The 15550-nt window shown below is 38.1% G+C and carries 9 protein-coding genes; 3 read left to right on the top strand and 6 right to left on the bottom strand.

Annotated elements, in window-relative coordinates:
* The 3 genes from ACR30L_RS12430 to ACR30L_RS12440 form a co-directional block, all read right to left on the bottom strand.
* A complete protein-coding gene (locus tag ACR30L_RS12430) occupies positions 1–5172 on the bottom strand; it encodes a DNA repair ATPase (protein ID WP_435234573.1) in 5172 nt (1723 codons plus the stop codon).
* Positions 5173–5334: 162 nt separating this feature from the next.
* The gene (locus ACR30L_RS12435; protein ID WP_435234574.1) at positions 5335–7392 is read right to left on the bottom strand and encodes a hypothetical protein; all 2058 of its coding nucleotides are present in this window, start codon (positions 7390–7392) and stop codon (positions 5335–5337) included.
* Between the two features lie 15 nt (positions 7393–7407).
* Positions 7408–8052 (bottom strand): hypothetical protein, encoded by a 645-nt coding sequence (locus ACR30L_RS12440; protein ID WP_435234575.1) that lies wholly within the window; start codon positions 8050–8052, stop codon positions 7408–7410.
* A gap of 686 nt (positions 8053–8738) precedes the next feature.
* On the opposite strand from ACR30L_RS12440, the gene ACR30L_RS12445 reads away from it, so the two are divergent.
* Both ACR30L_RS12445 and ACR30L_RS12450 read left to right on the top strand, forming a co-directional pair.
* Positions 8739–9548, top strand: a complete 810-nt coding sequence (locus tag ACR30L_RS12445) for a Cof-type HAD-IIB family hydrolase (protein ID WP_435234576.1) — start codon at positions 8739–8741, stop codon at positions 9546–9548.
* A 294-nt stretch (positions 9549–9842) separates the two neighbouring features.
* Positions 9843–10898 (top strand): bifunctional transcriptional activator/DNA repair enzyme AdaA, encoded by a 1056-nt coding sequence (locus ACR30L_RS12450; RefSeq protein WP_435234577.1) that lies wholly within the window; start codon positions 9843–9845, stop codon positions 10896–10898.
* 108 nt (positions 10899–11006) lie between these two features.
* Here ACR30L_RS12450 and rluB read toward each other — a convergent pair whose 3' ends face one another.
* The 3 genes from rluB to rnm all read right to left on the bottom strand — a co-directional run bounded on the left by rluB (position 11007) and on the right by rnm (position 13583).
* Positions 11007–11894 (bottom strand): 23S rRNA pseudouridine(2605) synthase RluB, encoded by an 888-nt coding sequence (gene rluB, locus ACR30L_RS12455; protein ID WP_435234578.1) that lies wholly within the window; start codon positions 11892–11894, stop codon positions 11007–11009.
* Between the two features lie 183 nt (positions 11895–12077).
* Positions 12078–12698: an L-threonylcarbamoyladenylate synthase gene (locus ACR30L_RS12460; protein WP_435234579.1), complete on the bottom strand. Its 621-nt coding sequence runs from the start codon at positions 12696–12698 to the stop codon at positions 12078–12080.
* A 12-nt stretch (positions 12699–12710) separates the two neighbouring features.
* Positions 12711–13583, bottom strand: coding sequence for an RNase RNM (gene rnm / locus ACR30L_RS12465; RefSeq protein ID WP_435234580.1), 873 nt, complete (start codon positions 13581–13583; stop codon positions 12711–12713).
* A 355-nt stretch (positions 13584–13938) separates the two neighbouring features.
* Between rnm and ACR30L_RS12470 the strand changes: the two genes are divergently transcribed.
* Positions 13939–15546: an anthranilate synthase component 1 gene (locus ACR30L_RS12470; protein ID WP_435234581.1), complete on the top strand. Its 1608-nt coding sequence runs from the start codon at positions 13939–13941 to the stop codon at positions 15544–15546.
* Positions 15547–15550: the final 4 nt, after the last annotated feature.

Genomic DNA, 15550 nt, shown 5'->3' on the forward strand with positions numbered 1-15550 from the left:
TTAAAGCTCCTTAGCCAATTGATCTAATTTTTGGTTTATTTCATCCATGGTTTTATACACACCTTGATCGTAATCGGTTTTACCGGTAATCAGTTTCACTAATGGATCAAAGGTCCCTGTTAACATTTTAGCAAGGCGATGTTGGTTCTTATTAATATTTTTGGTTAAATCTTTATTAACCACCTCTCCAAGACGTGTAATTAATTGCTCAACTTCATCTACTACATCACTGTTGTCATTATGTTTATATGCTTCGAGTAAATTATCACGCTGGCTATTAATCGCCGTCACGATATCACTTAACTGACCAACAATTTTTTGCCCACTATCAGTATCATCACCGCCCATCGCAACATTACGTTTAAAGTCCGCTTTGATTGAATCCCAACGCATTGCTTGCTCTGGTGTTAATAACCCGCGTAATTCAGCCAATTTTAATAGATTGGCTTCAGTACCATTGGTTAATAATTGTGACTCACCTTGATAGTGGTCATCGATTAAGTCAGCTAATTCAGCATCGGTCATAATCGCAGATACTTTTTCAGCCATTTTATTCATATTACGATACGAGCCTTGTAGCTTAAATGTTGGCTCGGTTCGATATTTAGCATCCTGCGCACTTGAACTGATATATTGTTGATTCACTAAAGCAACCACATTTTGTATATATTGTAGTTTTTGTAAAACCGCGACAACTTCTTTAATTTCAGCACCACTGTATTGATGACTAAAATCAGTGTTCGCCACTTCTTTACCGTTCGCCATATCAATAAACTTATAAACATCATCCATTGAGCGTGTCGCCAAGGGAGCAAGCACCGCGTTCGACGATAACGCATTTTCGATATAACTTAAGTTGAAAATTTCTTCCTTACCGCTGAGTACATCACCTAAATTATAAATATCAGCACGGTTGGCTAACATATCTGGAATTTGGAATGTTTCCCCCGTTTCGGTATAAGGATTACCCGCCATTACCACACAGAATTTTTTGCCACGCATATCATAGGTTTTTGTTTTCCCCTGCCAAACACCTTCTATTTTTCGGGTACCGTCACATAGGGAAATAAACTTCTGTAAAAACTCTGAATTAGTATGTTGAATATCATCCAAATAAAGCATCACATTGTTACCCATTTCAAGGGCTAAATTTAGCTTCTCTAATTCCTGTTTCGCAGCACTATCCGTCGTACCATTAGGATCAACCGAGGTAACAGAATGGCCGATAACGGGACAATTAATTTTCATAAAAATTAGACCAAGTCGATCGGCGACATACTCCATTAATGTCGTTTTACCATACCCAGGTGGTGAAATCATTAATAGTAAGCCCATCAAATCGGTACGTTTACTACTACCAACGGTACCAATTTGCTTGGCTAAATTATCACCAATAATAGGTAAATAAGATTCTGATATTAACCGGTTACGTACAAAGGATGAAAGCGGCTTTGCTTTAAATTCATCGAGACGCAATAATGCTCTTTGTTCCAACATTACATCTTGACGAACCGCCAAGTAATTAAGGTATTTTGGTAAGACTTGCTTACAAAAATGATGATTACGTTCAAGAAAATCGGGTAATTGGATGGATAAACTCTGTTCTTTAATAGTCCGATGCGTACCCAGTAATCCTGTAATGGTAAATTGAATATCAATTTCACGATCATTACGGTCAATACGCTGCTCCGCATTAATAATACCGATAGCTTCACCGATAAATGCGCTTAATTCGGTTTTACCCTGAGATTCAATAAATGCCGTTAACCAACTTTCTGTTAATTGCCAACGCTTACCAATTTTTCCCTTAAGCTCGTCTAATAGTTGTTGATAATCTTGCCAAATATCATGACTGCTTAAATGCGTTTTAAAGTCATCACACAGTCTACGAGCGTATTTACTGGTATCAAAATTTACCTGTTCCTTCGCTAACTCTTCACTTAAATATTCACTACTACGTGCAATAACATGTTCAGGAAACGCTAATTGTTGTGCCGTTAAGAACTCAGTTAAGCTAATTGTAATTTCATTAACAATATGCTTTTTAGCACTATGTTGACCAAATACTTTCTCCATTTGTGCTGCATTTTTACAAGCTTGGATCCACAAAATCTGTTGCTTTTCCGATTGTATCTGCGCCCAGAAAACACACGCAAGTCCACGTGCTAATGGGCTATGAATAAACACACCAGCAACTTCATAGGCAGGCAATAATTGTTTTAAAATTAACGTTGCATCGAAATCGTGAATACCTTTTTCATACCCTTCTTTATAACGTGTACTGGCAAACTCACTCACAAGATTAGCTAATTTATCCTGACTACCCATTGCAAGCTGAAGTGTCGACCAGTCTAAGTTATCTTTATTTTCAATCGCAGCCTGTATCACCGAATAGGCAAGAAATTCACTACGATACAATTGTTCAGTTTCAGAAGGTAAGTGAATATTCCAATAGGATTTTAAATTATCTAACGATGCATTATTCAGAACTTGTTCATAATCCGTCCCCGCTAAACGTACATACATTTGCTCATCTTTAGATAATAAACTGAGGTCTAATGCTTGTTTGTTAACGGAAAAACGATGACGTGGACCGAGTTTAATCACATTACCATCATCTTCAAACAAATCACTTTTATCTCGTAATGAACGTAATGCCTGCGCCTTGATCCCTTTTAATTTTGCATCAATATCTTCCGCTTTTACTGAGCTATCTAACGCAGTTAATTGCTTGATAATATCTCGAACTTTATTGATTAAAGTATCAGCAGCAAAAAAAGTATTCATCTCACTCGCTTCAGTAAAACGATTAATACGCTTCGTGATAGATGAAAGAATACGTACACCAGCATCTTCTAATGATTGCGCCTTACGTTGTCGCGATTCGATAAGTGATTGTTTATGTCTTTCAAATGAATCAAATATCTCATCACGTTTAGTCATTATGTCGCCAATAAACTGGTCATAATCACTAAACTCACTTTCTAATTCTTCAACTTGAACTAATAATCTTGCAGATTGTTCATCACATTTATCTGGCGTGGTAGAAAGACTCAAGGCATTGTTAATGGTTTGGTTTAATAATTTTAACCGCGCCGTAAATTGAGCTTTCGCTTCATGGCTACCAAAGCCTTTTTGTTGATGGCTAAGCTGTGCTTTTTGTTGATTAATTTTACTGTATAACGCCGACACAGAATCAACAATTTGAGTTTGCATTACCGCATCAGTCACCTTTAAAGTAGCCATGATCTGACTAATTAAGTCTAACCCCTGAGAAATTTCATCAAGTGCTTCTATTTGTGGGGCTAGTTCAGCTGTAGATTTGGCTTTTTCACTATTAACGATTATCTGTTCGAGCTCGTTGTAATAGGAGGTTAATGCATTATCAGAAGATAAAAAAGTCACCGTTTGTGTATTTAAATCTTCACTGGTTTCCGTTAGTTGTTGGTTAAGCTTGTCAATTAAAGCAACGTCGATGTAGCGGTATTCTCGGATAGTTAATAAGTGGCCCTGCTGTGCCGAAATTTTATTAAGTCCATCCACAAAATCCTGCGGAGTATGCCAGCTTCCTGGTTGAATTTGACGTAATAATTCCTGTTGCGACGCTTTGGCTTCAGTCAGTGCTTTATCAGACTGATGCCGAATACTTTCCACTTTCTCATATTCATCAATAACAGCTTCAGAAGTCTCTTTAACTTTATGTAGCAGAGTCTGTATCTCAGCGAGTTCTTGACTATCTAACCAATAATACGCATCGAAGATAGTTGAACAATGCTTAATTAAATCATTGTAATGATTTGCTGAAACGGCCTGTTGATGAATGTTTTTAGAAATACTATAAAGTTCAGAAATACCACGCACGAGATCAGTATTACCAATTTTCCCCAAAAAAGTTTGAGACTGCGTTTGTTGGCTTGCATAAAGGTCAGAATAATAAGCAGTTTGCCATATTTGCACCGGATGAATACGGCTCGCTTCTTTTTCCGCAGAAAAAATAATCATCCGACCATCATCATAGAAACCGAAACCATGCCCTCGCATCGGATTTTGCAGGGTTTTATTAATAATATTATAGGGATAAAGTGCGACGATATTTGTTTCAGGCTGATAAAAAATATATAAAACATCTTCACCATTAGGGGATTTCATAACCCGATTAAAAACCAGCCCTTCTAGATGTCCTTCGAAGGTTTTAAACTCTCCCGTTGTTAGGTAGTAACCGCCGGGAAAGATAATGCCGTGACTTTCAGGTAATTGTTGACAGGCATCGCCAATGGCATCAATACGTTTAATATGTCGATTATTTTTATTAAATAATAAATAACGATATTTATCTTCTTGATAGGGACGGATCTTCAGCAAAATAATGGGGTCAAGATCGGCATAATAAAATTCAGCATCACTCAGAGATTGATTACTTTCCTCAACGGGCTCGCTGTAAATCCCTTTTCCAACATCCGTATTATTCTCAACTTTGATGGTAAGATCACCACGTAAACTGTCGATAAATAAAGTATCTAATATATTAATATGCGGATTTCGTCCATCCTCGATATGATCACGAGTGCACTGCTGCCAAGTAAAATCATGGGTATCGGGTAAGCGCAAATCACGCTCTCCTCGATTATCAATATATTCAATATCATTACCACTTACTTGCCAGCGAAAAACCCGAATATCCGTTAATTTTTCACCTATTTGGAAGGAAGCCAATAATTTATTATTTCTAAGTACTAATTGCGATAGCGTGGCATTTTTATAGTAGGCGTAAACTTCATTAAATTCGGAAACAAAACGAGGGTCAGCCAAAAATGAATTATCCATTTCAACGGGTTTTAATTCATATTGGTCATCAATTTGTTCTAGCTTAAATAATGCCAGTACATCACTTAGCAGTGTCTGTTTTTTCAATCCAAGAAATATATTGTAGCCAAATAGAACAAGGTCACCAACGATAACTAAATCTGTGGCTTGACACTTATTCTCGGTACGAATTCGAGTGCGTCCTAAAACTTTCATTTCAGTCGTACCAAACTCCGCTTGCCTGTCTAGATTAAGCTTTTGAGTTAAGTTATCTAATTGGCTACCTTGATCTTCAAGGCGTTTACGAATAATTTCATAGGCGCCGCCTTGCGCAACAGCCTGTTCTACAATAGTTGATTTATCAGTCACAATCACTTCCTAAAGGGCATTATTCAATAGACCAGAGCCGCACTCTGATCTAAAAGAATTAAATTAATGTCACTACTCAAAGCCTTTGTGATGAAGGTCTATTATTACCGTTGAAAATCTCCATTTCCACAAATAATGCAGCGTCGAGTAGATACAAATTATTTAAACTTCAGAATCTGTCGAGTCTTTAGTTATTGGCTGATTAATCTCTTTTTCTTTAGAGGTACCCGCTAATAATTTTTCCATTAAACTTTGCACAACGGGACTTTTTTCTAGAAACCCGTTTATTGCATTACCAGCACCTAAGCCCTTATACAATTTATCGAAGTATTCGCCCTGACCACCTACGATATCAATATTTGCATGTTTAAGTGCTGAAGCAAGTACATTGGCTTGATCAGCAGAAATATCTTTATTCGCTTCAATATTCGCAAGGGTTTGTTTAAATTCAACTTCAAGATTCATTCTGAATTCTTCAAACTCTTTGCTTTCCTTGTTCATATTGTTCATTGCCGCAAATTTCTCGACTAACCCATCGGCTTCAGCTTTACCTTTTTCTCTAATGATCTCAGCTTCACTTAAGCCAACTTCACGTTTAGCAACACCTTCAGCTTTACCTTTCTCGCTCAGTACATTGGCTTCACTTAAACCAATTTCTTGTTTAGCAATAGCTTCCGCTTTACCTAGCTCTTCATTACCACGCGCTTCTGCAGTCAGTTTTTCTTCTAATACTTTCGCTTCTGCTAGACCTGTTATTTCGTTAGCTTTTGCTCTTGCTTCTTGTACACGAACTTCCGCTAATCCTTCTTTTTCCGTCGCGTCAGCTTTAGCAATTAACACTTTAGCTTCCGCTAAACCTTGCGCGGCTTGCTCTGCCTGTGAGCCTTCAGCCAGTTTCTTAACAGATTCAGATTCTTTTGAAGCCGCTTCTAAATTTGCCTGCGCCATCAAGTTAACTTCACGCGCTTTATGCTCTGCTTTTTTCTCGTCTGCTTCAGCTTGTTTAACGATTTGAATAAGCGATTCTTCCGCTTTCGCTTCCGCATCTAAAATACTAATTTGTTTCAGACGATCAGCTTTTGATACTTCTTTAACTTCTTTAATACGCTCTTCTTCTTCAGCCACTTTGCGATCGACGGCTATACGTTCACTGATCGTTTGCGCAATCACTTTACGTTCTTCTTCTAACGCTTTTTCTTTATCAATTTCAGACAGTTCAACTTCGCGATGACGATTTACAATCTCCATCTCTTGCGCACGAATGACTTTTTCTTTTTCGATAATCACAGCACGTTCTCTAGCCTGCTCGGCAATCTCAACTTGACGTATTTTTACTTGTTCACGAATCGCTATTTGTTCATCGGCTTCTAATTGAGCTTGCTCAGCTTTACTACGCTCTTCTTCTTGTACTTTATGTGTTTCTGATTCTTCACGGGCTTTAACCGTTTCAATTTCACGTTTTTGTTTTGATTCTGCATCAATTTGTTGACGTTCTAGCGCCAACATGGCTTCACGGGTTTCAACGTTCTTTTTAGTAATAGAGAGGGTTTCATTTTTTTCTGATTCATTAGTCGCAATATTTTGCTCTGCTGTTTTCTCAGTAATGATTCGAATACCTTCAGAATCTAAAATGTTATTGGGATCTAAGCTAGTTTTAGGTGTTTGCTCAAGGTAATCGATCGCAACATCTTCTAAAACATATCCATTTAAGTCACTACCAACAGCTCGTACAATGGTGTCTCGGAACGCGGTACGTTCAGCAAACAATTCAAGGAAGTCCATTTTTTTACCCGCACTTTTCAATGCTTCCGAGAACTTCGCACTAAATAGCTCATTAACGGCATCCTTATCCGATGCACGGTCAACACCGATGGCTTTAGCCACCTTCAACACATCTTCAGGCGTTTCATTAACACGTAAATAAAAGGCAACGGTAATATCAGCACGTAAGTTATCCTGACAAATCAAACCATCACTACCACGTCTATCAATCTCAAGTGTAATTAATGAGATTTTCATAATTTCCATTTTATGAACAACGGGCAATACCATTCCGCCTGTAAAATGAACTTTAGGTTTTGAAGACATGTCATTCACAATCATTGCATGTCCTTGACTAATTTTTTTATAGAAGGCACTAAAGGTCATTGCCAGTAATATAATGATCCCAATGGCAATTGCCACAAAGGTTCCGATGGTAATTAAGATACTAATATCCATTATTTGAGCTCCGTTTTATTGATTAAATTCTTGTTCACTTACGACAAAGTAAGTGTTGTTAACTGTGGAATAATCGATGATAACAACCGTATCACCGTTATTGTATGACTTCCCCTCTTGAGCACGCGCATTCAGAATCAAACTTGCGCCATCCCGGGTGCATTCAATTTCACCGAATTGGGCTGTTATTTTACTACTGCGTACGCGTCCGCTTTTCCCCATCAGTGTCTCTTGAGTCGGGCCTTGATTTACTCTACGAAAAAGTTTTCTAAGTGGCTTAATGGTTTTTGACGTTAAAGGAATTGCAATTGCGCCCGCCATCAGTAGGACAAACGTATTAAAGACAAACATTAACAAGCCATTTTCAATATTAATAAAACTAGTCAGTGATACTGTAATTGAGGTAAGCGTCCAACTATAAAGAGCAAGTAAACTAAGCACTAATGTAATAGGCACACCCGTTAGCCCTAATGTCACCAATAATCCTAACGCTCCGCCAACATTTGACACATCGACATCTAAATCAATATCCAGATCTAAATCCATTTCAAAATCAAACAGTCCAATGACCGTAAGTAACCAAAATACAATGACAATTAATAAAATAATGGTATAGACAATGGTGGGATAGCTCGTGATATTAATTAAAAACTGGTCCACATTTTTTCCTTTTCATAATCGAATATTTATGCAACGTTGTACATTATCTGTGGTGAAGATGTGCGCTAATCTGAATTAAACTGATTATACCCTGCTTAATGCGCTCTATTTTCATGAAAACAGCAAATTATAAGTAAATAATTTGAGTTTTTTTTTACATCTAAAACATAACTAGAAGTTACCCAAAAATATAAATAAAGTCAACACGTTAAAGTTCACAATATGGGTTAGAAAATTTTCATGTTATCCATTGAAAAATGACAATAAACGTGTTGTTTGTCGACATACACTTAACCTATTAAATGGCAATACACCAAAGCCTCCGAGTAGCGTGCAGTAATAACCCGTTATTGCGAATGTACGACAATATATTTATATTCAACCACCTTTTCAGTGAGAATATATTTACAACCGACTTAGTTAACAAATTAACAATTTCATTGCGGTTGATATCATTTCCTCCCCACATACACCGGCGAATCAAATGATAGTGCTTAAATGATAACAGTCATTTTAAACTTACAGGGAAACATATCATTTTGATCGACGATGCAATAGAATTTGACCGTACGATCAAGCAAGGTGCGGCTTATATTAGTGATAATATTGCAATTAAATAGCTTGCCTTGAAAAAATAAACGAAGAAATATTTCTTTTATATCGACACTTATTACTACGGAGTTTGAATGATTAAGCTAATCGTTACGGATATGGACGGCACCTTTTTAAATGATAACAAAGGCTATAATCAAGCATTATTCGACCAAGTTAAAAAACTGACAAAAGAACAAGGAATCATTTTTGCTCCCTGCACAGGTAAACAAACCCAACGCGTCGAAGAAATCCTAGGAGAAGATAACCAGGATTTTTATATTATGGGAGATAGTGCAGCGCGCATTAAACACCAGGGAAAATATATTTATCAATCGCTTTTAAACAAAGCAACGGGGCTCGCTATTATTGAACGATTAAAATCGATAAATGAACATCAAGCAATCATTGTTTCTACCATCCAAGGTTCATTTATTAAGAGCAACACATTACCGCATATAAAAAAGAGATTACAACGATCTTTTTCTAATTTAACTTACCTTCCTTGTTACACGGATATTACAGACGACTTTATTAAAATAACCGTTTACGACGAACGTGGTCATTGCTTTCAAACCCAACCTCAATTATCAGAATTTAATGATAAAGCTTATATTGTCGCTTCAGAACCACAATGGATTGATATCGCTAATTATGATGTTCATAAGGGGACGACAGTCTCGATATTACAAAAAAAACTTGGGATAACTCATGCAGAAACCATGGTGTTTGGCGATGGACTCAACGATGTCGAACTCATGAGCAAAGGCGCATTTAGTTTCGCAATGGAAAATGGATTCGAAGAAACAAAATCGGCAGCCAATTATATTATTGGTAATAACAATGAAGATAGCGTACTGCGAACGATTATTCAGATACTAACCTTACAATCGAATAACAAATAAATTCAGCTTCGCATTATACCGTTTAGCAATCAGACTAGATCCGATAAATATTAATAACGCATCGGTATAACGCGAAGCAAAATACATTATTCAGTAAACCAATTCCCCATCCCCTAAGATTCATTCCCCTATTAATAGAAGATGTTATTACAGCGTTCATCCTTGACTTAAAACTAATAATAAAACATCCGTTTATTACGCCTTATTTTATTAACGCAATAAACGGATAGCAGCACTATTATAAATATGTTGAGATAACACATCCCCCATCACTCAAAGAGTATACCGCCAACGATGCCGACACTAAATGAAGCTCAAATGCTAGAAGCGATAATAGCCAAAGATAAATCCTATGATGGTCAATTTTTCTATGGCGTGATCACAACGGGGGTTTTCTGTGTCCCATCATGTTCTACACGAATGGCAAAATCGGAAAATATGCGCTTCTTTACTGATATTGAACAGGCAATGAAAATGGGATTTCGTCCCTGTAAACGATGCAACCCAGTCACAACTAATAAGCAAACGGATCAGCTGATTGACGTTATTCGTTATATTGAATCTCATGTAGATCAGAAAATAACACTGACTGAATTAGGTAATATGATAAATTTATCACCCTCTCGACTTCAAAAAGTATTTAAACAACAATTTTCTATCTCGCCTAAAAACTACCAAGATGCATTACAAATGCGTTTGTTTAAATCTCATTTAAAACACTGTGATAATGTGACCGATGCAATTTATGCATCCGGGTTTGGCTCCGCTAGTCGTATATATGGTGAATCCAAGCGTAATATAGGCATGACGCCTAAGGCATACCAAGCGGGAGCTAGGGGAGAAATAATTAATTATGCCTGTCGAAAAACATCCTTAGGTTTACTGCTCATGGCCGCAACGTATAAAGGAATTTGTAGTGTCCAATTTGGCGAGACTGAAACCGCACTTGTTACCCAATTAAACCATGAATTCCCGAAGGCTAACGTACAAATTTCAGCCGCACAATGGGCACCTGAATTAGATAATTGGATGGAAGCTCTAGACCAATATATTAGCCAAAACGCTCCCCGTCCAGATATTCCCCTTGATATAAGAGGTACCGCTTTTCAAATAAAAGTATGGCAATTTTTATTAACCATTAAACCGGGTAAAGTCTACACCTACGCTGAAGTTGCGAACAAAATTAATAATCCAAAGGCAATCAGAGCAGTTGGAACGGCCTGTGGTAAAAATTCGATTGCAGTATTAATTCCCTGCCATCGAGTATTACGAAGTGACGGAGGATTAGGCGGATATCGCTGGGGAATTGAACGCAAACAGATGTTGCTAGATAAAGAAAGTGGTAAATAGATCCATTACCATTCAGGTGTAAAAATCAGTATTTTGATTGGTAAGGGGTATAGTCACAAACGTTATTATTCGTGACTATTTACTCGAAAGATCAACCGTTAGTAGATATTAGCTACGCGTACGACCAGTATTGCGGCGTCGTTCATTTTGCTTACGATGTTGAGTATGTTTTTTCACTGCGCGACGAATACGTGCTTGAGAATTTTTAGTTTTACTATCATCAACTCGCACTTTAGTTTCCGTTTCTTTCGGCATATCAACCAGTTTACGCAGATAGTTAACTTCCTTAAGATTTAATTCAGTCCAACCACCTTGTGGTAATTGTTTGTCTAAATGGATATTACCGTAACGAACACGCATCAAACGACTTACCTGTACGCCTTGGCTTTCCCATAAACGACGTACTTCACGGGTGCGCCCTTCGGTTAACACAACATGATACCAACGGTTAATACCTTCGCCGCCCGCTTCTTTACCAGATTCTTTAATCGATAAGAATTTTGCTTCACCGTCTTCTAATTTCACGCCCATACGTAAACGATTCAACATCGCTTCATCGACTTCGCCGAAAACACGCACAGCATATTCACGTTCAACCTGTTGACTTGGGTGCATCATTTTATTTGCAAACTCACCGTCAGTGGTAAATAACAATAATCCAGAGGTATTGATATCAAGACGCCCGATGGAAATCCAACGCGAACCATTTAAACGCGGTAAACGTTCAAACACCGTTTTACGCCCTTCTTCATCGCTACGCGTACAAATTTCACCTTCCGGTTTGTTATAAACGAGAATACGACAAATAACGCTTTCTACACTTTTATATTTAACGATATGTCCATCAACACGAATAATCTGATTTTCAGTTACGCGCTCACCAAGACCAACCACTTTGCCGTCTAAGCTAACGCGTCCTTCTGCGATCACAGTTTCCATCTTACGGCGTGAGCCCATTCCTGCACGGGCCAATACTTTTTGTAATTTTTCACTCATTTAAAACACTTCCTTTGGGTAATTCACATTATGCCAATCGCCGTTATTGAAATAACGACTTTTAACTTTCTTTAATAACAGCTGTCAGTTATTAGCTTTCAGCTATCAGTCTAAAACCTAACAACTATTGGTTGTAGGGTGTTAACTAAAAGCTGTCGGCTGATCGCTGACAGCTTCTTTTTCCTATTGAAACGGCGTCAGGTCTCCCGCACCTTCACGTACAATAACAACATTATCATCTGAAAAATCAATAACAGTGGTTGGCGATTCGCCTAAATATCCACCATTCAAAATCAAATCCACCTGATTCTCTAATTTATCTCGAATATCTTCAGGGTCAAACTCAGTACTTTCTGAACCAGGTAAAATTAAACTGGTACTCATCAAGGGTTCACCTAATGCTTCTAATAAAGCCAAAGCAATCACATTATCGGGAATACGAATACCGATAGTACGTTTACTCGGATTCATTAAACGTTTCGGTAAATCTTTAGTCGATTTAAAAATAAACGTATACGCACCCGGTGTATTATTTTTTAATGCGCGGTATGCCTGATTATCAACGCGAGCAAACGTCGCAATCTCTGATAAATCTCGACATGCTAAGGTGAAATTATGCTTTTTCGTTATTTTTCTGATATGACAAATTTTATCTAATCCCTGTTTATTATCCATCATACAACCGAGTGCATACCCGGAATCCGTTGGATAAATAACAACACCACCCTTTTTAATAATGTCTACGGATTGCTTAATTAGGCGTTCTTGAGGATTTTCTGGGTGTATATAAAAAAATTGACTCATGTTCTTTTCTTCTTAAATTGTATTTTCTTCTTGCTTAGCAACTAACGCTTGATAGCTTGGCCACGCTTGCCACACTGGAGTTGCTATCTCGGGTAGATTTAATCCTCGACCGAGATCTCGCCAGCGCCCTACAAAGTGAAAGTCACTGCCCTGCGATGCAAGTAAACCATATTCGGCACTCCACATCGCTAATAACTGACGCGTTTGTGGTGGTTGTTGCCCCATAGCCACTTCCATTGCATCGCCATTTAATTGTTTAAAATCCGTTAATAAACGACGGATCCATTTATTTGATAATTTATAATGATTAGGATGCGCTAAAATGGCTTGACCACCCGCTTCATGAATCACCCTAATCGCCTGTTCAATGCTTACCCAATCGTGAGGAACATACCCGGTATTACCTCGACTTAAGTATTTATCAAATACCTTTGGAAAGGTTGGTGCAATACCAATCTCCACAAGATGCCGAGCAAAGTGAGCACGCGTAATAGCACCATCACCGGCCAATTTTTTTGCCGCTTCGTAAACGCCTGGAATTTTTGCTTTTTCTAAACGACGCCCTATTTCGATAGCGCGTGCTTCACGTTTTTCTTTTTGTTCTACAATGAGGGCGCTTAACGAAGGATGTTGCGGATCAATATTAACCCCCACCACATGAATTTCATGGTTCAACCAATTAGTGGTTATTTCAATCCCATTAATTAAGGTTAACTTTAACCCTTTCTCTTCAATCGTTTGCTGTGCCTCAAGCAAACCATCAATGGTATCGTGATCAGTAATAGCCAAAATATCGACTTGTCGATTGGCTGCGCGTTCGACTAATTCTTTGGCTGTTAATTGCCCATCGGAGGCTTTAGTGTGGGAATGAAGATCAATTAACATGAATATCCTAAAAATCACCTTGACATTGAAAGCATTATCGCAAAAAATGTATCTATAAATTAACTGGACGCATAATATATGATTTTAAATACAATTACTCATAAAGTTTATTGGTGGCACTCATTCTCATAAGCGAGCAATGAGGTTTTTGTATATTTAAATTTTCCAGAAAACCAGATTTAAAAGCTCGCAATTTGCGGGCTTTTTTCATATTAGGCATTTGAAAACAATTAATTAAAAAAAACGAGAAGTAAAATGAGTAGAGTAAATATCCTGAAACAGTCTTGGCGATGGCAATAATTCGAACAGAAATTAAATATTGACCATTACATACTGAATTGAAAGGAATGATAAAATGAATACACTTCACCCCATTGGAGTTTTAAAAAACGTCGAAGTAAACTGTAACTACATTGAAGATTCTCTCGGCTTATTTCAATCTATAACGGACAACACAAGTAATCACCTATTACTTGACTCGGCAGAAATAGAAAGTAAAGAACACCTTAAAAGCTTAATGCTGATTGACGCGTGTATGAAGATAACCTGCCGAGGTTTAAACGTTACACTCGAATCATTAACCGATAACGGTAAAGACCTACTCACTTTTATTGCACCACACTTCTCAACTACCCTGATTACTGAACAAACAACGCATAGTTTAATTCTTCACTTTCCTCAATCAGACAGAAGTGGCGATGAAGACCAACGGTTAAAATCAAAATCACCAGTCGATGCGCTACGCGCCATTATCAAACAAGTCACTCAACGTTCATCACACCCTCAGGGGCTTTTCCTTGGTGGCGTATTTGCCTATGACTTCATTGCAACCTTTGAAGATTTAATCGATGTGCCTGACAGCGATAATATCACCCCAGACTTTATGTTTTATGTTGCTGAAACGTTATTAATACAGGATCATCAAACCCAAGAAAGCCAAATTATCGGATCCATCTTTGGTGGCTTATATTCCGATGAGAATGAACGCCGTATTGCTGCCAGATTAGCGGAACTTCAAGGGTTCTGTACTCACTTTACAACGTCAGAAACACAGCAAATTCCCTTAACCGGAAAAATCACTACGGATGTGTCTGATGCTGAATACTGCGACATTGTAAAATACCTTAAAGAACATATTATTAAAGGGAATATTTTCCAAGTAGTCCCTTCTCGTAGTTTCTCATTGGCTTGCCCAAATCCAATTGCAGCCTATGAAAAATTAAAAGAGACCAATCCTAGTCCTTATATGTTTTATCTGAAAGACAGTGAATTTATTTTGTTTGGTGCATCACCAGAAAGTGCAATTAAATATACTAAAGCCTCCAATGAAGTTGAAATTTACCCCATTGCCGGTACTCGTGGACGTGGTTTTAACCCAGATGGTTCAATCAATAAAGATTTAGATGGCAGATTAGAATTAGAACTGCGCCTCGATAAAAAAGAAACCTCTGAGCATTTAATGCTGGTCGATTTAGCCCGCAACGATGTTGCACGCATTAGCGAACCAGGCTCTCGTCATGTTGCCGATTTATTAAAAGTAGATCGCTATAGCCATGTGATGCATTTAGTATCACGCGTTGTTGGTAAATTACGTGATGACCTAGATGCGTTGCACGCTTATCAAGCTTGTATGAATATGGGCACCTTGGTTGGCGCACCCAAAATTCGTGCATCGGAATTAGTCCGTGAAGTTGAGAAAAAACGGCGAGGCAGCTACGGTGGCGCAGTCGGTTATATAAATGGCGATGGAGATATGGATACCTGTATTGTTATCCGCTCCGCATTTGTTAGAGGGGGTATTGCACAGGCACAAGCAGGTGCAGGGGTTGTCTTCGATTCAGATCCACAATCAGAAGCAAATGAAACCCGAGGTAAGGCAACCGCAGTATTAAACGCTATCGCACTGGCGCATGGAACCACACTTGCAGATGTTACTGACATCCAACCTGTTAGCGGAGAATAAGCAG

This window comes from Psychromonas saccharinae (genome assembly GCF_051201515.1).
Lineage (GTDB): Bacteria > Pseudomonadota > Gammaproteobacteria > Enterobacterales > Psychromonadaceae > Psychromonas.